Here is a 21,352-nt window from a genome sequence, read left to right on the forward strand (position 1 = left end):
CTGACGGAAGGCCTGCTGACGGAACGTCATGGCGCGGTGTCCTCCACGAGGACCCGCGCCATCGTGCGTTCGGCGAGCGCGGTGATCGTGACGAACGGGTTCACCCCGATGTTGCCGGGCACCAGTGAGCCGTCGGTGACGTACAGCTTCGAATACCCCTTCACCCGGCCGTAGTCGTCGGTCGCCTTGCCCAACACGCAGCCGCCGAGCGGGTGGTAGGTGAAGTCGTCGGCGAAGACCTTGTTTCCGGAGCCGAACAGGTCGTACCGGTAGATGGTGGAGTTCGCCGAGTTGATCCGGTCGAACAGTTTCTTCGCCATGCTCACGGAGACGGCGCTCTGTGCGGCGCTCCAGCCGAGCTTCACCCCGCCGGAGGAGGCGTCGTACGTGAACGCCGCCCGCTGCGGGTTCTTGGTGATCGCCAGATAGAGGCTGACCCAGTGTTCGAGTCCCGTGGGCAGCGGTGCGATCTCCGCGAAGACGGGGTTGGCGGTGTTGGCCCAGTCGTCGATGCCCATCACCGGCATGGTCGACTGGTTGGCGCCGACGGTGTCCCACAGATGGTTGGCCCGCCCGAGCATCACGTTGCCGTTGGGGCCCCAGCCCGCGCCGACGGACGCGTCCAGCGCGGGCAGTGTGCCAGTGTCCCGCGCCCGGACGAGGAGTTCGCTGGTCCCGAGGCTGCCGCCGCCGAGGAAGAGGTAGGTGCAGCCGTACTGCTTGGTCTCGACGACCTTGCCGGTGACGTCGATGCGGTCGGCGGTGAGGAGGTACGTACCGTCGCTCGCCCGGCTGATCCCGCGCACCTTCTCCATGGTGTGGATCGTGACGTTGCCGGTGCCGAGCGCCGACGCCAGATAGGACTTGTCGAGGCTGCGTTTTCCGTAGTTGTTTCCGTAGATGACCTCCTGGCCGAGGGCGGACTTGACGGCGGTTCCGGCGGCTTCGCGCTGCATGTAGCCGAAGTCGTAGACGCTGGGCACGAAGGTGGTCTTCAGGCCGGTGTTCGCCGCGTGTTTCCGCGAGACGCGGGTGAACTGGTACCACTCGGTCGACTCGAACCAGGCGGGGTCGACGCTGTTGACGCCGAGCATGGCGCGGGCGCGCGGGAAGTACGTGGCGTACATCTCGCCCGCGTCGACGGTGGGGAACTGCTCGACGAAGTAGGACTGGAGCGGCGTGACGGCCATCGAGCCGTTGACCAGGGAGCCGCCGCCGACGCCGCGGCCCACGAAGACGGACATGTTGTCGAAGTGCACCCGGTCCAGAACGCCGGGGTAGAGGCTGATGTCCTTGTTGACGACGTCCAGCCACAGGAAGGTGGCCAGGGGCGCTTCGGTGCGGGTGCGGAACCACATGGACCGCTGGTCGGGGTTGGCGGTGTTGCAGAAGACCTTTCCGTCGGCGCCGGCCGTGTTCCACAACCGGCCCATCTCCAGGACGAGGGTGCGGATGCCGGCCTGGCCCAGGCGCAGGGCGGCGACCGCGGCGCCGTAGCCGGAGCCGACGACGACGGCTGGGGCGGATTCGACGGCGGCGGGCTCGGCCGCCTGGACGGACTGGAGTCCTACACGGGTGAAGCCGAGGGTGGCCGCCGTCTGCAGGGCGGCCATACCAAGGATTTGACGTCTCGTCAGCTGACGCTGCATCAGTTTGGCTGTCATGTGCGCAGCATCAGCGGATTTTCACCCTCCGCCTAGAGCAAAAGGAGAAAAGTCTAGAGCAATGTTTTCAGCTTCTGAGCGAGCAGGTCCCAGCGCCACTTCTCCTCGACCCACTGCCGCCCCCGCTCCCCCATCCGGCGGCGCAGTTCGGCGTCCCCGAGCAGCACGACGATCCGCTCGGCGACCTCGGCGGGCGAGCCGCCCCGCACGACCCAGCCCGTCTCCCCGTCGAGCACGGCGTCGGGCGCGCCGCCGGAGTCCCCGGCGACGACGGGCAGTCCGGTCGCGGAGGCCTCCAGGTAGACGATCCCGAGGCCCTCGACGTCCAGCCCGCCCCGCCGCGTCCGGCACGGCATCGCGAAGACGTCGCCGGCGCCGTAGTGGGCGGGCAGCTGCGACCAGGGCACGGACCCGGTGAACCGCACGGAGTCCGCCACCCCCGTCTCGGACGCGAGCCTGCGCAGGTCCTTCTCGTAGGGGCCGCCGCCGACGATCAGCAGGACCGCCTCGGGCTCGGCCGCCAGGATCCGGGGCATGGCGAGGATCAGCGTGTCCTGCCCCTTGCGCGGCACCAACCGCGAGACGCACACGACCACCGGCCGGTCGGCCAGCCCGAGCCGCGCCCGCACCTCGTCGCCGCCCGAGCCCGGGTGGAAGGTCTTCTCGTCGACGCCCGGCGGCAGCTGCACCATCCGTCCGGCCGCCTCGGCGCTCAGTGCGGTCGCTATCCGCGAGCGCGTGTACTCGCCGAGGTAGGTGATCGTGTCCGTGCTCTCGCCGATCCGGCCGAGGAGCTGCCGGGAGGCGGGCAGCTGCGCCCACCCGGCCTCATGCCCGTGCGTCGTCGCCACCAGCCGCTCGGCGCCCGCCCTGCGCAACGCCGGCGCCATCAGCCCGAGCGGCGCGGCCGCCCCGAACCACACCGACGTGCACCCGTGCTCGCGCAGCAGCCCGACGGCCCGCCGGGTCGCCCCGGGCGTCGGCAGCAGCATCGTCGTGGAGTCCCGTACGACGGTGAAGGGCTGCTCGGCGTCGAAGGCGGCGGTCGCCTCGACGCCCTCGCGGGACCGCTTCCAGGTGGAGGCGTGGACGACGAGACGGTCCGGGTCGAGCCGGAGGGCCATGTTGTGCAGGAACGCCTGGATACCGCCCGGCCGGGGCGGAAAGTCGTTCGTCACGATCAGGGTCTTGTGCATCGCAGCCGACCTTATCCAAACGCGGTTCACAGCTGTGCGGGGCGGCGGCTCACAGGCCGGCGGGAGATCATGTGCGCCATGAAGACGACGGACGCGACGGCCGTACGTCTCTGGCGCTCGACGGCGCCGCAACCCGCCGCCCACGCGCCCGTCCCGGATCCCATCCCCGCTCCTGTCCCCCGCTCCTGTCCCCCGCTCCCGTGCTGTCCCCCGACACCGTCCCCGATCAGGCCGCCCGCACCGGCGAACCCGCCGTCTCCCCTGACACTCCCGCCGCACCCGCCGCAGCACCGCGCCCACCGCCGCGACCTGCATCGCCATCGCGAGCGCCGGCGCAAGACAGACCCCGGGCGGCCCGAGCGCCCCGGCCGGCCGGACGGTGAAGTCGGCGGACATCGGCAGCCCGGTCGCCGGCGGGAAGGGTGGCCCGAGCCCGACGGCCGACCGGAGGAGGGTGTTGGGGTGGGACCAGCTCCGCCCCAACGACTCAAACCGGCGCAGCCCCGTACCCGTCTTGTCGTCGCCGGTGAGCTCGTGGCGACTCAGTCGAGCTGGGCCCGCAGATATGCCTGCCAGTCCGCCGTGAACTGCGGCAAAGTCGTGCCCAGCACACTCTTCAGGGCGCCCTCCACGGCCCCCGGCCGCTTCTCGTGCTCGCCCACGGCCCGGTAGAACGCGTCCAGCTTCACCTCGCCCCAGCGCCCGGCGATCATCCGGCAGGCCAGCCAGCCGCCCTCGTACGCGGCGGCCAGCCGGCTCGCGTCGCCGGAGAAGCCGAAGTCGGCGTCGGCGGGCAGCCCCGCCGGGACACTCCCGACGGTGACCGTGTGCTGGAGTTCCGGGGCGGCCTCGGCGGGGGTGCGGCCGGTGTCGCGGTAGCCGACCCAGTCGGCGTAGCCCTCCGACAGCCACAGCGGGGTGGCGGCGTTGGTGTGGGCACGGGTGGCGACATGGGTGGTCTCGTGGGTGAGGACCACCTGCCGGCCGACGCGGCCGAGCATGCCGTACGCGTCGGGGTTGACGATCACCCGGTCCGCGGGCGCCTTCGGACCGCCGCCCGTCTCGCCCGTCGTCACCGCGGCGATCCCCCGGTAGGAGGAGGCGGGCGAGCCGAGCAGCCCCGCCATGCCGTCCAGCGAGTGCGGTACGAGGACGACGACGTGCCCGGCCCAGTCGGTGCCCCAGGCCGCCGACACCGCCGGGACCGCGTCGTCGGCCAGGTCCGCGAAGGCCCGCAGCCGTTCGCCGGACTGGCCGACCCCCAGCACGATGCTGTGCTCGCCCCGGACGACGTCCACCGTGCCCTGGTCCCACAGCTGCTCGCCGGTCTTCTTCGCGGGCTTCTCCGAGGTGACCGACCACCGGCCGTCCGCGTCCCGGTTCAGGCCCAGGGTGCGGGGCGTGGTCACCGGGGCCTTGTCGTAGCCGTCGACCCGGTAGCTCAGTTCGGCGTCGGCGGTGGCCGAGTCGCCGTCCCGGTGGACGGCCGTCACGCGGTACGACCAGGCCGCGAGCGGGACGGCCCGTACCGCGGCGTACCCGGCCGCGGAGCCGGTGGCCGCGTAGCCGCTCGCGTCATGGGCGAGGACCGCGGCGGCCCGCCGGTCGAGAACCCGCTGCACATCGGCCCGCACGCTGTCCGTCGCCGGACGCCCGCCGCAGCCGACCAGGGAGACGAGCAGCAGACAGAGCCCCAGGACCCCGGATCCACGCGCCCGCCTTCGACCAGCCATTCTCCCGATCGTACGGCGGCGGCCCCGCGCGGGCTGCGGTCAGGGCCTGGTGACGGACGACACCGGCATCATCCCGACCGGGTCGTAGCGCACCGCCGCGCCCGGGTACGGGGCGTGGATGACCTGGCCGTTGCCGACGTACATGCCGACATGGCTGGCGTCCGAGCGGTAGGTGACGATGTCGCCGGGCCGGGCCTGGGACAGCGGAACCCGTCGGCCGGCGTGCGCCTGGGCCTGCGAGGTGCGCGGCAGGGAGACCCCGGCGCGCGCGTACGACCACTGGATGAGGCCCGAACAGTCGAAGCCGGAGGGGCCGTTGGCGCCCCAGACGTAGGGTCTGCCGAGCGCGGAGCGGACGGCGGCGAGGGCGGCGGCCGCACGGCCGGACGCCGGGACGGCACCCGCGAGGTCGGGCAGGTCGTCGCGGCCGGAGCGGGAGGCCCGGTCGTAGGCGGCGCGGTCCGCGAACGGCAGGGAGTTGAGCAACTGCCGTGCCCTGGCGAGCTTCTGCTCCACGGTCCGCTTGTGACTCGCCACCGCCTTGCGGCTCTTGTCCAGCTCGGTGAGCTTGGCGGCGGCCTCGGCGCGCTCCTGGGTGAGCTCGCGCATGGCGCCCTGGAGTTCCCTGAGTTCGCCGGCCTGGTGGGCGGTGATCCGGTCCAGGACGGAGGCCTTGTCGAGGTAGTCCTCCGGGTCGTCGGAGAACAGCAGCGCCAGGGAGGGGTCGAGGCCGCCGGAGCGGTACTGGGCGCCGGCCAGCGAACCGAGCTGCTCGCGCAGGCCGTTGATGCGCGCCTGCTGCCGCGCGATGTGGTCCTGGGCCTCGCCGACCTGCTCGCGCAGGGTGTCGGCGCGTTCGTCGGCCTTGTTGTAGGCCTCGGTGGCCTTCTCGGCCTCCTCGTAGAGACGGTCCACCTCGGCACGGGTGCCGTCGGGCGCGGCCGTGGCCGGTACTGCGGAGACGGCGCCGAGTGCGGCGGCCGCGAGGGACAGCACGCTCAGGGCGCTGAGGGCGCCCCGGTCGAACCCGGAATGTGCAAGGCGGCGATGGGACCCCACGGGAAGCCGCGCTCCTTCCACTGGTGGACAGGGAAACGCGGCCGACAGTAGCCCCGCGGTGGGGCACCGGCCAAAGACCTCGGCGGGCACGCACAGTGACGCCCCGCCGCTGACGCAGGTCACCGGCGGGGCGTGGGGTCACTTCTCGTCGTCATGATTCGCCCGTTCGGGCGGCGTGGTGTCCTGATCTTGAAGTTGATCAGGTCCCGGCCTCGGAGCGACTCGGATCCCGATCTCGGGGTGAACCTGGTCCCGAGGTCGCGCCGGGGTCAGACCCGGACGCCGAACATGAACGGGCCGCCGATCGTGCTCATCGACTCGTAGCGCACGACGGTTCCGGTGCGCGGGGCGTGGATGATCTGGCCGTTGCCCGCGTACAGACCGACGTGGTGCAGGTCGTTGAAGAAGAACACCAGGTCGCCGACCTTGAGGTCGCTCTGCGAGTAGATGCGCGTCCCGATGTTGGCCTGCGACTCCGAGGTCCGCGGGATGCCGACGCCGGCCTGCGCGTAGGCCCAGGAGGTGAGGCCCGAGCAGTCGTACATGGCGGTGCCGGTGGAGCCGTAGTGGTACGGCTTGCCGAGCTGGCTCTGCGCGGCCTGGAAGGCGGCCATGGCCCGGCCGGAGCCGACGGGGGCGTCGCCGAGGTCGACACGTCCACCGGAGTCCCGGCTGGCGCGGGCGTCGGCGGCGGCGAGGTCGGCCTTCTGCTTGGCCGTCAGCGTGTTGAGGAGCTTGCGCGCCTCGGCGAGCTTGGCCTGGACTTCCTTCTTGTTCTTGCCCAGCGCGGCACGGGTGGCGGCGAGGTCCTTGAGCTTGCCGGAGGCCTCGGTGCGCTCCTGTGCGAGCTCGCGCTGCTTCTCCTGGATCTTCTTCAGCGCCTCGACCTGCTGGGCGCTCAACTGGTCGGCGGCCGACGCCTTGTCCAGGAAGTCGTCCGGGTTCGAGGAGAGGAGGAGCTGCAGGGAGGAGTCTATGGACCCGGTGCGGTACTGGGCGGCGGCCGCCAGGCCCATGGAGTCGCGCAGCTCGTTGAGATCCGCCTGCCCCCGGGCCACGTTGTCCTGGATGGTGGAGATCTCCTTCTGGAGCTTCTCCTGCTTCTCCTGGGCGCCGTTGAACGCCTCGGTGGCCTGCTCCGCCTCTTCGTAGAGCTTGTCGACCTTGCTCTTGACCTCGTCCTTGGTGAGCTTCTGGCTGGGTGCCGCGTTGGCGGCCTGCGAGCTCAGAACGACAGCAGCGGCGGCTGCGGTGGTCAGCACCGTCACGCGTGCGCGACTGGGCTGCTTCGGTCGACGGTGGGACGCCACGGAAACGGGCTCCTTCTTTTGAGTGATCACCCGTGTGGAGGTTCGAGCACCAGACCTTAGTGACCTCGCCGTGATCAGTTCAAATCCTCAGGCGAAAAAATCCCATCACGCAGCGCAGTTTTTTCATACAAATCACGTGCAGTGATGCGCGATTGACACTACGTTGCGTGACGATTACGCCAATTCGGTCATTAAACCTGCAACTTCGACCTTCAGGACAGTCGCTTCAGAAGTACCGCGGAAGCCACCGGCCGGGCACCCGCCTTGGCGACCCCGTCGGCCACCTCCCGGTCTGTCGAGGCCACGATGACCGGCCGGCCGGGCGGCTCGGCCCGCACCAGCTGGCGGATCAGCTCGTCGGCCGTGACCCCCGGTTTGGAGAACAGCACCCGCACCCCGCGCGGCGGCGCCAGCAGCACCGGAGCCGCGAGTTCGGCGCCGTCGAAGACACAGGTGACCTCGGCGCCGGTCTGCGCGGCGAGCTGCGAGAGCTGCCCGAGGAGCCGCAGCCGCTGCTTCTCCAGGGGCATCTGCGGATAGCCGGTCTTGGTGACGTTGTAGCCGTCGACGACGAGATGCGCCTGGGGCAGCGCGAGGAGCTGGTCGAGAATGGCCGGATCGTGCTCGGACAGGGCGCGGGCGGCGATGTCCTTCGGGGTCATCCGCCCCGGCTCGACCGCGTCGACGGTCTCCGCCGGCCGCACCGACACCGGCGGCAACGCCAGTTCCCGGCGCAGCCCCTGGGCCGCGTCCAGCACGGTGTCCAGCAGCAGCCGCACCCGCATGTCCTCGACGCTGCGGCCCTCGCGCGCCGCCCGCCGGGTGGCCTCCAGGGTGGCCTCCACCTCGCCGAGCCGCGCCTTCAGCCGCCGGCTCTCGCTCTCCGCGGCGGACACCTGCGTCTGCCCCTCGGCGCGCACCGTCTCCATCTCGCTCTGCACCTTGCGCAGCGCGGCCTCGCCGCGCTTGACGTCGCTGAGGGCCGAGCGGAGCTTACGGTGCAGCGACTCGGCCTCCTTCTTCGCCGCGTCCAGGTCGGCGCGCAGCCGCTCGGTGTCCGCCCGGGTCTGCTCACGGGCCCGGTCGAGCTCCTCGCGCAGCCGCTCCAGCTCGGCCCGGCTCTCCTCGTCGGCGCGTTCGGCGTCCGCCCGCTGGGCCTCCTCGCCGGCCGCGGTGACCAGCTTCACCCAGCCCGTGGGCCGCAGCACATAGGCCGCGGCCGCCACGTCGAGCGGGTCCGCGGCCGGGGTCGGCGAGCCGGAGTCGAGCGCGCCGGACAGCTCCGGCTGGGCCTCTCTGAATTTCTCGGCGATACGTTGCCGGAACAGCGGATCGGTCTCCAGCGCGGCCGCCATCGCGTTGCCCGCGAACTTGGCCCGCCGGTTCGGGGCGAACCGGGCGTACTGCCGCAGCTGGGCGGGCAGCTCGCCGACGGTCAGCCCGCCGAAGCCGTCGGAGACGATCGTGACGACCCTGCGCCGCACGCCGTCCGGCAGCGGACGGTCGAGCATCTCGGCGGCGCCGTCGCCCGGCCCCCCGCCTGCGCTCTCCACCATCCGTCACACCCCAATACCTGTGCGGGCCCGCCTCCCGTCAGGAGCCGGCACCCGGCCGATCCACGAGTTCCACCTGGTCCACGGCATTGCACCAGCGGCACCGCACCGACTCGATGGTCTCATCGACCACCTCGCGCTCCTCGACCTTCGGCTCGCCCGCGAGGTCGAGGTGGACGTACTCGACGACCTTCGACGAGCGCGTCACGTCGAACCGCGTGAGGTTGCCGCAGAGCGTGCAGCGCCACCGCGTCGTGGCGGTCGGCAGGGGAACCGTCATCGTGACTTTCCGCTTCCTTCTAGTGTGGTGCTTCCGTCGTGCTGCCAGTGTCCGGGTCGGGCCCAAGGCTCCCCCGTGCACATGGCTCGTAACCCTACGGCCTGGCGGGTACTCGACGCCCGTCCGTCCACCGGGCCTTGTGCGGTGGATCCCGTCGCGGACACGGGGTACGGCAGACCCTCCCGCACCGCGCCGACTCCGTCCTCCGCCGTCCAGCCGGACGCACCATACCCCGCTCACCAGCGCCGATGAGGCGCCGTCTCGCCCCTCCGGGCCGACCCGCCGGACGGGCCCCGGCGGCGAGGCGGTCCGTTCCGATGCGTCCTGTTACGACATGCTCTGTGTTCGTGATCAGTGACTGGAGCGGGACCGTCCGCAGAGCCCTCCGCAGACCCTCGGCGCCGGTGACCTACGCGGTGATCGCCCTGTGCTGTCTGATCTTCGTGATCGGGCCGGCGTCGGGGCTCGATCCGGCGTACGGATCCGGTGACGAGCTGCCGGCGGCGCAGCGGGCCTACTTCCGGCGCTGGGGTGTCGTGCCCGCCGAGATCTTCGAGGGCTCGTCGCGAGGCGCCCTGACGCCGGCCACGGCGCTCTTCGTCCACGGCAGCTGGGTGCACCTGCTGGGCAACATGCTCTTCCTCTACGTCTTCGGGGCGATGACGGAGGACCGGATGGGCCGCGTCGAGTTCACGCTCTTCTACCTCGGCTGCGGCTACCTCGCCCTGCTGGGCTACGCCGCCGCCAACGCCGAGTCGTCGCAGTCCCTGGTCGGCGCCTCGGGGGCGATCTCCGCGGTCCTCGGCGCGTTTCTGTATCTGTTTCCCCGGGCGCGGGTGACCAGTCTCCTGCCGTTCCTGTTCTTCCTGCCGTTGCGCTTCCCCGCGTGGGTCGTGCTGCCGTTCTGGGCGGCCCTGCAGTGGGTGGCGGCGGGGCAGGCCGCCCAGGGACCCGGGGTGGCGTACCTGGCGCACCTGGTGGGCTTCGGCCTGGGGCTCGTCTACGCCTGGGCCCGGTTCGGCCGCAGGACCACCCGGGCGGTGCCCGGCTCCGGCGCGGGATGAGACGTGGAAGGCGTAGGAGGGGAGCGTCGCCGCTCCCCTCCTACGCCTACGTCTTCCACTCCTACGTCTTCCACGTCCGACGATCGCGTCTCGCGCGCCCGCGACCGTCTCCGCCCTGGATCAGAGCCCCATGGACTTGGCGACGATGGTGCGCATGATCTCGCTGGTGCCGCCGAAGATCCGACCGGCCCTGTTGTCGGCGTACAGCCGGGTGATCGGGTGGTCCATCGTGAAGCCGAGACCGCCGTGCAGCTGAAGGCACTTGTCGAGCACCCCGGTCGCCGCCTCCGTGCAGTACAGCTTGGTCGCGGCCGCCTCCTCCGCGGTCAGTTCCCCGGCGTCGAACGCCTCCAGGGCCTGGTCGACGACCGCCTGCAGCGCGTTCACCGTGACCTTGCAGTCGGCGAGCACGAACTTGGTGTTCTGGAAGGCGGCGACGGGCTTGCCGAAGGCGGTGCGCTCGCGGACGAAGGCGGTGGTGAGCCGGACGGCCGCGGCGGCGTGGGCGTACGCGCCGACGGCGATGCCCAGCCGCTCCTGCGGGAAGATGCCGGCCAGACAGGCGAAGGCGTCACCCGGCTCGCCCACCACGTCGCCGACGGGGACGCGCACGTCCGTGAAGGTCATCCCGACGATGTCGGACGAACGCAGCCCGAGCGTGGCCGGCTCCGAGTCGACCGTCACGCCCGGGGCACCGGTGTCCACGGCGAGCAGGGACATGCCGCCGCGCCGGTCGGTCCCGTCGGCCGCGGTGCGGCAGGCGACGAGCACCAGATCGGCCTGGGCGCCCCCGGACACATAGGCCTTGCTGCCGTTGAGCACGTAGTGCGTGCCGTCCTCGGACAGCTCGGCCGCCGTCCGGATGCCGGCCACGTCGGAGCCGGCCTCCGGCTCCGTGATCGCGATGGCCGTCATCAACTCGCCCGTGACGAACCCCGGCAGCCAGCGCCGCTTCTGCTCTTCGGTGGTGTAGTCCACCAGGGTGGCCGGGAGCGCCAGGTGCGCGCTGGCTCCGCCGAAGGTGACCCCGGCCCGCGCGCACTCCTCGGCGATGACGGCGTTGAACTTGAAGCCCTTGGGGCCGGCCCCGCCGAACTCCTCCGGGATGCCGAACCCGAAAATGCCGAGTTTGCCCAGTTTGCGATAGAAATCACGCGGCACCCGGCCGGCGGTTTCCCATTCCGTATAAACGGGTACGACCTCCGCCTCGATTAACTCGCGCACCTGAGTACGGAAGGCTTCGTGCTCGTCCCGGAAAACAGTGCGTCGCACCGCTCATCCCCCTGCTGCTCTGATCGGTGTCCTCGCCAACGACTCGAACGTAATACGGAGTCGAGGGCAGTGTCCAGGGAGGGCGGGCCTTGTCACCCACGGCCGCCATGTGCCTAGTATTCGACCACCGGGATCTCGGCCGCTTCGGCGGACCGGCGGTCCTGCCTGCCGATTTCATGGGGGAGACTGGCATGGAACCACCGGGCAACGAACCTCTATTCAATGCGCGCGATCCGCGATTGCGCACCGACCCGTATCCGCTCTACAAACGCCTCCGGGACGCGGAACCGGTCCATCGGACGCCGTACGGCCACTGGGTGGTCTCCGGATACGACGAGGTCGCCGCGATCCTGCGAAAGCCCGAGTTATCCAGTGAATATCCACAAGACCCGAAATGGGCGGCACAACGGGGCGGACAGGACAGCCCGATCGTGCAGGCCACCCGGAGCTGGATGCTGATGCGGGACGGGGAGGCGCACCGCAGGCTGCGCGGCCTGGCCAACCCGGTGTTCACCGCCCGGGCCATCCGCGAGACGGCTCCCCGCATGACCGGCATCGTCCACCGGATCATGGACGAGATGGGCGACGGCCGGGACGTCGACCTCATCGGGTCCCTCGCGGCCCTCGTGCCCGTGACCGTCTTCTGCGGCCTGGGCGGCCTGCCGGTCGAGGACCGTGACCTGTGCCGGAAGTGGACCGACGCGCTGGGCCATGTCATCGACCCGGCCACCGACGACACCACCCGCCGGGCCATGAACGACGCGGCGGAGGAGTTCGGCGCGTACATCGCCGAACATCTGGCGCGACGGCGCGCGGATCCGCGGGACGACATCATCTCCCGCCTGCTGCTGGCGGACTTCGACGGGGGGAAGCTCTCCGACGACGAGATCATCGCCAACGTCATGATGTTCTTCATGGGCGGTCACGAGACGACCGTCAACCTCATCGGCAACGGCATGCTCGCCCTGCTGCGCCACCCCGACCAGCTGCGCGCCCTGCGCGCGGAGCCCGGCCTCGTCGACAACGCCGTCGAGGAACTGCTGCGCTACGACGCGCCCATCCAGCTGGTGGCCCGCATCACCACCGGTGACATCGAGGTCGGGGGCACCGCGATCCCGGCCGGCGCCAAGGTGATGATCCTGCTCGGCGCCGCCAACCGCGACCCGCGGCGCTACGCCGATCCCGGCCGCCTCGACCTGCGGCGCGCGGACATCCGCCCGCTGTCCTTCGGGGGCGGCCCGCACTACTGCATCGGCGCACTGCTGGCGAAGGCCGAGGCCCGCCTGGTCTTCACCGAGCTGCTGCGTCGGCACCGCGACATCAGACCCGCCTGCGAGGACGTCGTCTGGCGCCCGCAGGTCAACATCCGCGGACTCAGAGAACTCCGCGTCGATCTGATCCCCTGACGCGCGCCGGGCCCTGTCGGCCCCGCGGACCCCGTCAGGCCGACCGAGACCTTCCCGGCGGGCGGCCGACCGTCCCTTTGCCCGCCCATCATCCGGCCCGTCGTCGGTATTCCGTCCGAACGCCGTCTCCCCTGCCGCCGTGGGCGCCCAGCGCTCGGCGCGGCGCGGGGATGCCGACGTATGCCGTCCTGTGCGCGGAACCGATTTGACGTGCCCTACGAGTGGGGATGTAGCGCAGAAACATGAGCACCCACACCATATCTCCCGACATACTGGACCCGGTCGCCACGAGGGCCGCCGTGGACACCGTCATCTTCGATTTCCTGGACAATCACCGAAAGAACTCCGGGCAACGGCAGTTGACCCATCTTGTGAAATTGCTTGAAGAATTCATGGTGGGCGGCAAGCGAATACGGCCGATTCTCACCGTGCTGGGCTGGCAGGCGGCCGGCGGAGAAAACGACTTGACGACCGTGGTACGTGTGGCCGCGTCACTCGAGATGTTTCACGCGTTCGCACTCATCCATGACGACATCATGGACGACAGCGACACCCGGCGCGGTCGTCCGACCATCCACCGGATACTCGCCGGAAAACGCGGCGACGACCGCACCGAGCGTTTCGGAATGGGCGGCGCCGTGCTGCTGGGCGACCTCGCCTTCGCCTGGTCGGACGACCTGCTGCACACGGCCGACCTCACCCCCGCGCAGTCGGCGGCGGTGCTGCCGATCCTCACCGAGATGCGCACCGAGGTCATGCTCGGCCAGTACCTGGACCTGCGGGCGACCGGCGAGCTCACCGACGACGTCGACGCCACGCTGACCGTCAACCGCTACAAGACCGCCAAGTACACGGTGGAACGGCCGCTGCACATCGGCGCCGCCCTCGCGGGCGCCGACGCCCCGACCCTGGCCGCCTGCACGGCGTTCGCGCTGCCCCTCGGGGAGGCCTTCCAGCTCCGCGACGATCTGCTGGGCGTGTACGGCGAGATCCGGGACACCGGCAAGTCCCGCCTGGACGACCTGCGGGCCGGCAAGAACACCACTCTGGTCGCGCTGGCGCTGCGCGCGGGCGACGCGGCCCAGCGCGCCCGGCTGCGCACGCTGATCGGCGATCCCGGCCTGGACGAGACCGGCGCCGAGGAGGTCCGCGCGATCTTCGCGGCCACCGGCGCCCGGGACACCGTCGAACGCATGATCGACGACCGTTACCGGCGGGCGCTGGGCGTGCTGGAAGCCGCCCCCTTCACCGCCGACGCGGTCACCGCCCTCAAACACCTCTCCGCCACGGCCACCAGGAGGAACTCATGACCACGGATCTGACCGCACCGGCCGCACCGGCCCCGGCGGGGACGGCCCGCCACTGGCAGGAGTGCACCGACCGGTTCGCCGCCCTCTTCGACCGGCACGTCGGGTACGAGGCCCAGAAGGCGCCGATGACGGACGCCGAGCTGCGCGAGGTCATCGACGCCTGCAACCGCGCGGTCGCCCCGCTCGGCAAGAGCGTCTCGGACAAGCGCTGGATCTCCTACATGGACGTCGTGCGCTGGTCGCAGAGCGCCCGCCACATCAAGGACATGGAGGCGTTCAAGGCCGTCTGCGTGCTCAACTGCGTGACCTTCGTGTGGGACGACATGGACCCGGCCCTGCACGACTTCGACCTCTTCCTGCCCCAGCTGCGTGCGGTGTGCGAGCGGTACTACACCCCGCAGGACGCGGAGTTCGCCTACGAGGGCGCCCGCGCCTTCGTCACCAGCGACCACATGTTCCGTGACTCGGAGCTCAAGACGGTGCTCTGCGGCACCTCGCCCGAGCAGTACTTCCGCTTCCGCGTCACCGACGTCGGCGTGGACTTCTGGATGCGGATGTCGTACCCGATCTACCGCCACCCCGAGCTGACCGAGCACTCCAAGACGGGGCTGGCCGCCCGGATGACGGCCCGTGGGCTGGCCATAGTCAACGACTTCTACTCCTACGAACGCGAGCAGGCCCTCGGGCAGATCACCAACTGCTTCCGGCTGTGCGACATGTCCGACGAGGCCGACTTCCAGGCCTTCTTCCAGGCCCGGCTCGACGACATGGCCGAGGACATGGAGTGCATCAAGGCGTTCGACCCGCTCACCCGGGACGTGCTGCTCGACCTCATCCAGGGCAACTTCGTGTGGACCACCCAGGACCGGCGCTACCAGGCCGCGGTCAACGACGTCAACTCACGGATCCAGTAGGGGACCCGGGATGCCCACCACTCCCAGGTCGCCCTCGGTGGAACGGTCCTGGCGGATCGGCGCCGCGCCCGGCGCCCTTCCGCTGCTCGGACACGTCCCCGCGCTGTGGCGCCGCCCGCTGGAGTTCCTCGCCTCGCTCCCGGCGCACGGCGACCTCGTCGAAGTCCGGCTCGGTCCCACCCGCGCCTATCTCGCCGCCCACCCCGAACTGGTCCGGCACGTCCTGCTCAACCCGCGTGTCTTCGACAAGGGCGGCGTCTTCGACAAGGCGCGCCAGCTCCTCGGCAACAGCCTGTCGGTATCCCGCGGCGAGGAGCACCGCTTCCAGCGGCGGCTGATCCAGCCCGCGTTCCACACCACCAGGATCGCCGCCTATACGACTGCGGTGGCCGCGGACACCCGTACCGTCACCGACGGCTGGCGGGCCGGCGAGACCCGGGACATCGGCGACGCCATGCACGCCCTGCTGATGCGGGTCGCCGCCCGCACCCTGTTCTCCACCGGGCTCGACGAGGACACCGTCGAGGAGGCCCGGCAGTGTCTGCGGACGGTCTCGCACGGCATCTACCGGCGAACCGTCGCCCCGCTCGGCGTCCTGGAGAAGCTGCCCACACCGGGAAACCGCGCCTACGACCACGCCAACACGCGGCTGCGGCAGATCGTGGCGGACATGATCGCGCTGCGGCGCCGGTCCGACACCGACCACGGCGACCTGCTGTCCACCCTGCTGCGGGCGGAGCACCCCGAGACCGGGGAGAAGCTGGACGACGCGCAGATCCTGGACCAGGTCGTCACCTTCCTGGTCGCCGGCAGCGAGACCACCGCCTCCACCCTGGCGTTCGTCTTCCACCTGATGGGCACGCTCCCCGAGGTGGAGCAGCGGGTGCACGCCGAGGTGGACGGCGCGCTGGAGGGCCGGACACCGGTCTACGACGACCTGCCCGCGCTGCCGTACACCCGCAACGTCATCACCGAGGCGCTGCGCCTGTACCCGCCGTCGTGGATGGCGATGCGGGTCGCGGCCGAGGACGTGGAACTCGGCGGCCGGACCATCCCCGCCCGGACGATGATCCTGTACAGCGCCTACGCCCTGCATCACAATCCCGAGCTCTTCCCGGACCCCGAGACCTTCGACCCGGAGCGCTGGGAGGGCGAGCGGGCGGCCCAGGTGCCGCGCGGGGCGCTGCTGCCGTTCGGCGCGGGCAGCCACAAGTGCATCGGCGACGTCCTCGCGCTCACCGAGACGGCGCTGATCGTCGCGACCGTCGCCGCGCGCTGGCGGCTGCGGCCGGCCCCCGGCAGCCGGCTGCGCCCCGAGCCGAAGGCCACCCTGGAGGCGGGCCCGCTGCCCATGGTCCTGGAACGCCGCTGACCCGCCTTTCCCCTTCTTCCCCCCTTCTTCTCCCGTCTCTCCCGTCTCTCCGTCCGTACCGTCTCAGGGGGCGCATCCGGCATGAAGACCCAATCCGACCCGGTCAGGCGCAGGTGGCGGATCGCCAAGGCGCCGGGCCGGCTTCCGCTGGCGGGCCACGCGCTGCACCTGGCGCGCCGCCCGCTGGAGTACCTCTCGTCGCTGCCCGCCCTGGGCGACCTGGTCGAGCTGCGGCTGGGCACCCGGCTCACCTATCTGCCCTGCCATCCGGAGCTGGTGCAGGACGTGCTGCTGAACGCGCGGGTCTACGACACCGGAGGCCCGGTGAAGGAAAAGGCCCGCCCCATCCTCGGCAACGGGCTGATCACCTCCGACTGGGCCGACCACCGCAGACAGCGGCGGATGGTCCAGCCGGCCTTCCACGCCACGCGCATCGCGACGTACGCCGAGGTGATGCGCGAGGAGTGCGCCGCGCACGCGGAGACCTGGCGGCCGGGCCGGCCGGTCGACGTCGGTGACGCGATGCAGGCGCTGACCGCGCGGGTGACGGCACGCGCGCTGTTCTCGACGGAGATGGCGCCGCACTCCGTCGCGGAGATCCAGCGCAGTCTGCCCGTCATGGTGCGCGGCGCGTTCCGCCGGGCGCTCGATCCCACCGGTCTGATCGCCAGGCTGCCGCTGGCGGCCAACCGTGAGTTCGACGCCGCCCTCGGCCGGCTGCACACCCTCATCGACGGCATCGTCGGGGACTACCGGCGCTCCGGCGAGGACCGCGGCGACCTGCTGTCGGCGCTGCTGGCCGCGCGGGACGACGAGGACGGCGGCGCGCTGACCGACCGGGAGGTCCACGACCAGGTCATGACCCTGCTGCTGGCCGGCGTGGAGACCACCGCGAGCGCCCTGACCTGGGCCTGGCATCTGCTGGCCGCCCATCCCGAGGCGGAGGCGCGGCTGCACGCCGAGGTCGACGAGGTGCTGGGCGGTCGGCCGCCGACGTACGCCGACGTGCCGAGGCTCGCCCACACCCAGCGGATCTTCACCGAGACCCTGCGCCTGTACCCGCCGGCCTGGATGTACACCAGGATGACCACCCAGCCCACCGAACTGGCCGGCCACCGGCTGCCGGCCGGGACGGACATCCTGATCAGCCCCTACGTCATCCACCGCATCCCGGAGTTCTTCCCGCGCCCTCAGGCCTTCGACCCGGACCGGTGGCTGCCCGAGCGCGCCAAGGACGTCACCCGTGGCTCGTATCTGCCGTTCGGGGCGGGCAGCCGCAAGTGCATCGGCGACGTCTTCGGGATGACGGAGGCGACGCTCGCGCTGGCCGCCCTCGCCTCCCGCTGGCGTCTGCAGCCCGTGCCGGGCGCCACCGTCACGCCCCGGGCCGAGATGAGCCTGACGGCCGGGCCGCTGCCGATGACGCCCGAATCGCGCTAGCGGAAGGTGACGGGGAGCGCGTGCAGGCCGCGGAGCATCAGGCTGGGGCGCCACCGCAGGTCGGCGGGGTCCGTGTCCAGGGCAAGGCCGGGGCAGCGTTCCAGCAGGGTGCGGAAGGCGATCGCGCCCTGCATGCGGGCCAGCGGGGCGCCCAGGCAGTGGTGGATGCCGTAGCCGAAGGCGGTGTGCCCGCGGGTGTCGCGGCGGATGTCGAACCGGTCCGGCTCGGCGAACCGCTTCGGATCACGGGACGCGGCTGCCAGCACGACGGCCACGGAATCGCCCGCGCCGATCGCCGTGCCGTCGATCTCCACGGGCTCCTTCGCGTAGCGGAACGCCGTGGTCTCCACCGGCCCCTCGTAGCGGAGCATCTCCTCCACGGCGTTCTCCAACAGCGACCAGTCGCCGCGCAGCGCCGCCAGCTGATCGGGGTGGCGCAGCAGGGCGAGCGTTCCGCTGGACAGCAGGTTGGCCGCCGTCTCATAGCCGGCGACCAGCAGCACGAAGGCCATGCCCAGCATCTCCTCGGGCGTGAGGCCGTCCTCCTCGCCCAGGCGGCCGGCCAGCGCGCTCAACAGGTCCTCGCCGGGCTCGCGCCGCTTGGCCGCGATGAGCTCGGCGAGGTACCCCGCCATGGCCTGGGCCGCGGCGGCGGCGACCTCGGGCCGGGTGAAGTCGGTGCTCTCCAGATACCAGTCGTGGAAGGTCTTGCGGTCGCTCGCCGGCACGCCGAGCAGTTCGCAGATCACGGCGAGCGGCAACGGCAGCGCGAACGACTCGACCAGGTCCGCGCGGCCCAACGGCAGCATGGCGTCCACCAGTTCGTCCGCGATCCGCTGGATCTTCGGACGCAGCGCCTCGATGCGCCGGGAGGTGAACTCCTTCGCCACGAGCCCCCGCAGGCGGGTGTGCTGCGGCGGATCCGTCTGCACCATGTTCAGGCCGATCGAGTTGCCGCCGTCGTCCTGCCACCCGGCCGAGTGCCTGATGTCGTTGGACAGCCGCGCGTCGGCCAGCGCCGACCGCGCCTGCGCATGGCCCACGACCAGCCAGAACTCCCCCGACGCGGCGGTGCGGACCCGGTGCACGGGCCCCCGCGCGCGCATCCGCTCGTAGACCGGATACGGATCGTCGACGAAAGGCCGGCCGAGTGCTGTCAGATCTTCGAATCCCGTCACGGACAACGGTGTTCCTCGCTTCGGACTCGCTGGTGCGGCTGAGCGGGGAGTGCTCCCCCGGTGGACGGCGCGACCTTAGCAACAAAACGGGGAGCTCTCCCCGGTTTTGCTGTTAGGGTGCCGCGCATGGACGGCGGAGACGAACGGCGGACACCTCGGCGCAGTGACGCGCGCCGCAACCGTGAGACGCTGATCGCCGCCGCCCGGGAGATCTACGCCGAACGCGGGGTGGACGCGCCGCTGGACGACATCGCCCGCCGGGCGGGGGTCGGCAACGCGACGCTCTACCGGCACTTCACCGACCGCGCCGCACTGATCGAGACCGTCTTCCACGACGCGCTGACCCCGATCCTGGACGCGGCCCGCGAGACCCGGAAGCGGGCGGACGCCTGGAGCGGCCTCACCGCCTACCTGGACCGGGTCTTCACGCTGCTGGCCGCCGACCGCGGCGCCGGTGATCTGATGACCACTGGCATCCGGGGCGTGCCCACCCTCGACGCCCTGCGCGAGGAGAACCGGCACACGCTGGAGACGCTGCTGCGCCGCGGCCAGGAACAGCGCACGATCCGCCCCGACCTCACCGTCGAGGACCTGCTGTTCCTACTGGCCGCGCTGGGCCGGGCCACGCCCGCCGCCCCCGGGTCCTGGCGGCGCCACCTGGCCCTGATGCTGGACGGTCTGCGTCCCGCGGCCGCCCACCCCCTGCCCGCGCCAGCGCTCGACCAGGAGCAGTTCGAGGCCGCCCTGCACCGTCTCGGCGGCGCCGACCGGGCGGCGGCCCGGCAGGAGAAGCCCCTTCGTCCACCGAGATCGGAGACCTGAAGCACCATGACCCGTCAGCGCCCCATATCACCCTTCGAGAGCATCTACTTCCTGGACCTGGGAGCGGCGGGCCTCCCCCTGTACGACATGCCGGCGTTCGTGGAGTCCCTGGTACGCGGCCGGCTCGACCCGGTGCTGATGCGGCGGGCGCTGGGCCTGCTGACCGAGCGCCATCCGATCCTGCGCTGCGAGGTGGCGGCCGGCGAGGCGGGCCTGCTGCTGCGGGTCCGCGACCGGGTCGAGCCGCCGCTCACCCTGCGAGACGGCATCGAGGACACCTACGCCGAACTGATCAACACGCGGCCCGACTGGACCGAGAGCCTGCTGCACGCCTGGCTGCTCACCGACGGCGAGCGCTCCCAGGTAGTGCTGGGCGTCCACCACGGGGTGGCCGACGGCCGTTCGGCGTTCGCCCTGCTCGACGAGTTCTGGCAGCACTACACCGCCCTGGCGGCCGGCGCGAGCCCGTCCGTCGAGCGACGCGAGGAACTGCCCGAGGCGATCGACACCCGGCTGGCGGGCGCCCTGCCGGACGCGGAGGTCGACGCCGTGGTCGACGCGATCGCGCAGGGCGCGGCGGCCGAGACCAAGCCCGCGGTCCTGCCCACCGAAGGTGTGGGGCGCCCCGACCGGCCGGCCGCGACGCGCCGCTTCGTGGTCGACCGGCTGGAGTTCGGCGTGCAGACCACCGACGCCGTGGTGGCGGCCGCCCGGACCCGCCAGGTGACCGTCAACAGCCTCGTCACGGGGCTGGTCCTGACCGCCGTCCGCACACAACTCGCGCCCGAGCAGGGCCCGTTGACGATGACCTGCGGTCACGGTGTGGACCTGCGCACCCGGCTGACGCCCGAGCTGCCCCTGAGCACGGTGCTCAACTGCATCACCGGCCTGCAGACCACGCTGGCCGTCGGCCACGACGACCGGCCGGAGAGCGTGGGCCGGGAGGTCGCCGACCAGGTCGCCGGCGCGCTGGCCCGGCGCGACCCCGAGCGCTTCCTGCTGGCCGCGCTCAGGGCCGGCGCCCGGGGCGTCGCGGTGCCCGTCCCGGTCGTCAGCTACGGGATCTCCAACGTCGGCCGGATCCCCGCGCACCCCGTCCCCGAGGACGTGGAGCTGCTCCGCTTCGGCGGGACGGCCAACGCGCCGGGCATGCCCCCCAAGATCGGCGTCGCCAGCTTCGGCGGCCGGCTGCTCGTGCAGAACGAGTACGACAGCTGGACCTACGCCCCCGAGCAGATGCGGCGACTGCGCGAGACGCTGCGCGAATCGCTGACGGATCTGGCCCGCTGACGGATCCGGCCTGCTGACGGCGGCCGCGCCCGCGACTCTCCCTTTGGTGAGCCACCTTTCACGTCATAGAGTGAAGCCCGCCCAGCTCCGGCCCCCCGAGGGAGAGAACCAGCCGTGATCACCGCGATCGTCCTCATCAAGACCAGCGTGGACCGGATCCCCGAGATCGCCGAGCGGATCGCCTCGCTGGATTCCGTGAGCGAGGTCTTCTCCGTCACCGGGACCTACGACCTGATCGCCATGGTGCGGGTGAAGCAGCACGAGGACCTGGCGGACGTCATCCCGGGCAGCATCAGCAAGATCCCCGGGGTGGAGGCGACGGACACGCACGTCGCCTTCCGCACCTACTCGCAGCACGACCTGGAGGCGGCGTTCGCGATCGGCCTGGACTCCTAGCTTGTTCTTTTTCTTCCGGCCTCGAACGGTGTCTCGTACTGAGTCGCTCACCTGGGGGTTCGCCGGACGTGGGGGCGGCCTTCGTCTGATCCT

19 protein-coding genes are annotated in these 21,352 nt (G+C 71.4%); 9 read left to right on the forward strand and 10 right to left on the reverse strand.

What is annotated here, in order from left to right:
* Positions 1 to 26: 26 nt before the first annotated feature.
* The 8 genes from ACIBTS_RS42980 to ACIBTS_RS43015 all read right to left on the reverse strand — a co-directional run bounded on the left by ACIBTS_RS42980 (position 27) and on the right by ACIBTS_RS43015 (position 8,795).
* Positions 27 to 1,613: a GMC oxidoreductase gene (locus ACIBTS_RS42980; RefSeq protein WP_399326574.1), complete on the reverse strand. Its 1,587-nt coding sequence runs from the start codon at positions 1,611 to 1,613 to the stop codon at positions 27 to 29.
* A gap of 104 nt (positions 1,614 to 1,717) precedes the next feature.
* The gene (locus ACIBTS_RS42985; protein WP_399326539.1) at positions 1,718 to 2,860 is read right to left on the reverse strand and encodes a glycosyltransferase family 4 protein; all 1,143 of its coding nucleotides are present in this window, start codon (positions 2,858 to 2,860) and stop codon (positions 1,718 to 1,720) included.
* A 26-nt stretch (positions 2,861 to 2,886) separates the two neighbouring features.
* Complete coding sequence (locus ACIBTS_RS42990) at positions 2,887 to 3,024, reverse strand: hypothetical protein (RefSeq protein WP_399326541.1); 138 nt, start codon at positions 3,022 to 3,024, stop codon at positions 2,887 to 2,889.
* Positions 3,025 to 3,402: 378 nt separating this feature from the next.
* A complete protein-coding gene (locus ACIBTS_RS42995; RefSeq protein WP_399326543.1) occupies positions 3,403 to 4,593 on the reverse strand; it encodes a hypothetical protein in 1,191 nt (396 codons plus the stop codon).
* Between the two features lie 39 nt (positions 4,594 to 4,632).
* Entirely contained in the window at positions 4,633 to 5,652 is a 1,020-nt protein-coding gene (locus ACIBTS_RS43000; RefSeq protein WP_399326545.1) for an NlpC/P60 family protein, read from the reverse strand.
* A gap of 269 nt (positions 5,653 to 5,921) precedes the next feature.
* A complete protein-coding gene (locus tag ACIBTS_RS43005) occupies positions 5,922 to 6,962 on the reverse strand; it encodes an NlpC/P60 family protein (RefSeq protein ID WP_399326547.1) in 1,041 nt (346 codons plus the stop codon).
* 212 nt (positions 6,963 to 7,174) lie between these two features.
* A complete protein-coding gene (locus ACIBTS_RS43010) occupies positions 7,175 to 8,518 on the reverse strand; it encodes an NYN domain-containing protein (protein ID WP_399326549.1) in 1,344 nt (447 codons plus the stop codon).
* A gap of 37 nt (positions 8,519 to 8,555) precedes the next feature.
* Positions 8,556 to 8,795 carry a hypothetical protein gene (locus ACIBTS_RS43015; RefSeq protein WP_319671884.1) on the reverse strand — a complete coding sequence of 80 codons (240 nt, stop codon included), beginning with the start codon at positions 8,793 to 8,795 and terminating at the stop codon, positions 8,556 to 8,558.
* A gap of 317 nt (positions 8,796 to 9,112) precedes the next feature.
* On the opposite strand from ACIBTS_RS43015, the gene ACIBTS_RS43020 reads away from it, so the two are divergent.
* Positions 9,113 to 9,859 carry a rhomboid family intramembrane serine protease gene (locus ACIBTS_RS43020; RefSeq protein ID WP_399326552.1) on the forward strand — a complete coding sequence of 249 codons (747 nt, stop codon included), beginning with the start codon at positions 9,113 to 9,115 and terminating at the stop codon, positions 9,857 to 9,859.
* Between the two features lie 120 nt (positions 9,860 to 9,979).
* On the opposite strand, the gene ACIBTS_RS43025 is transcribed toward ACIBTS_RS43020, so the two are convergent.
* Positions 9,980 to 11,131, reverse strand: coding sequence for an acyl-CoA dehydrogenase family protein (locus ACIBTS_RS43025; RefSeq protein ID WP_399326554.1), 1,152 nt, complete (start codon positions 11,129 to 11,131; stop codon positions 9,980 to 9,982).
* Positions 11,132 to 11,370: 239 nt separating this feature from the next.
* Between ACIBTS_RS43025 and ACIBTS_RS43030 the strand changes: the two genes are divergently transcribed.
* The 5 genes from ACIBTS_RS43030 to ACIBTS_RS43050 all read left to right on the forward strand — a co-directional run bounded on the left by ACIBTS_RS43030 (position 11,371) and on the right by ACIBTS_RS43050 (position 17,573).
* Positions 11,371 to 12,537, forward strand: a complete 1,167-nt coding sequence (locus ACIBTS_RS43030; protein ID WP_399326556.1) for a cytochrome P450 — start codon at positions 11,371 to 11,373, stop codon at positions 12,535 to 12,537.
* A 242-nt stretch (positions 12,538 to 12,779) separates the two neighbouring features.
* Positions 12,780 to 13,847: a polyprenyl synthetase family protein gene (locus ACIBTS_RS43035; RefSeq protein WP_399326558.1), complete on the forward strand. Its 1,068-nt coding sequence runs from the start codon at positions 12,780 to 12,782 to the stop codon at positions 13,845 to 13,847.
* Positions 13,844 to 14,761 carry a terpene synthase family protein gene (locus tag ACIBTS_RS43040; protein ID WP_079662857.1) on the forward strand — a complete coding sequence of 306 codons (918 nt, stop codon included), beginning with the start codon at positions 13,844 to 13,846 and terminating at the stop codon, positions 14,759 to 14,761. Before ACIBTS_RS43035 ends, ACIBTS_RS43040 begins: the two co-directional genes overlap by 4 nt.
* Positions 14,762 to 14,771: 10 nt before the next feature.
* Positions 14,772 to 16,133, forward strand: a complete 1,362-nt coding sequence (locus ACIBTS_RS43045) for a cytochrome P450 (RefSeq protein ID WP_399326560.1) — start codon at positions 14,772 to 14,774, stop codon at positions 16,131 to 16,133.
* Positions 16,134 to 16,214: 81 nt separating this feature from the next.
* Positions 16,215 to 17,573, forward strand: a complete 1,359-nt coding sequence (locus ACIBTS_RS43050; protein WP_399326562.1) for a cytochrome P450 — start codon at positions 16,215 to 16,217, stop codon at positions 17,571 to 17,573.
* On the opposite strand, the gene ACIBTS_RS43055 is transcribed toward ACIBTS_RS43050, so the two are convergent.
* A complete protein-coding gene (locus tag ACIBTS_RS43055) occupies positions 17,570 to 18,757 on the reverse strand; it encodes a cytochrome P450 (RefSeq protein WP_399326564.1) in 1,188 nt (395 codons plus the stop codon). The two genes, ACIBTS_RS43050 and ACIBTS_RS43055, sit on opposite strands and share 4 nt — an antisense overlap.
* 120 nt (positions 18,758 to 18,877) lie before the next feature.
* Here ACIBTS_RS43055 and ACIBTS_RS43060 point away from each other — a divergent pair, with 120 nt between their 5' ends.
* From ACIBTS_RS43060 to ACIBTS_RS43070, 3 genes are all read left to right on the forward strand, one after another.
* Positions 18,878 to 19,573 carry a TetR/AcrR family transcriptional regulator gene (locus tag ACIBTS_RS43060; RefSeq protein WP_399326566.1) on the forward strand — a complete coding sequence of 232 codons (696 nt, stop codon included), beginning with the start codon at positions 18,878 to 18,880 and terminating at the stop codon, positions 19,571 to 19,573.
* 6 nt (positions 19,574 to 19,579) lie between these two features.
* Entirely contained in the window at positions 19,580 to 20,863 is a 1,284-nt protein-coding gene (locus ACIBTS_RS43065; protein WP_399326568.1) for a hypothetical protein, read from the forward strand.
* A 114-nt stretch (positions 20,864 to 20,977) separates the two neighbouring features.
* Entirely contained in the window at positions 20,978 to 21,259 is a 282-nt protein-coding gene (locus tag ACIBTS_RS43070) for an Lrp/AsnC family transcriptional regulator (RefSeq protein ID WP_079662851.1), read from the forward strand.
* Positions 21,260 to 21,352 lie beyond the last annotated feature (93 nt).

The organism is Streptomyces sp. NPDC050121, assembly GCF_044460385.1.
Taxonomy (GTDB): Bacteria; Actinomycetota; Actinomycetes; order Streptomycetales; family Streptomycetaceae; genus Streptomyces; species Streptomyces soliscabiei.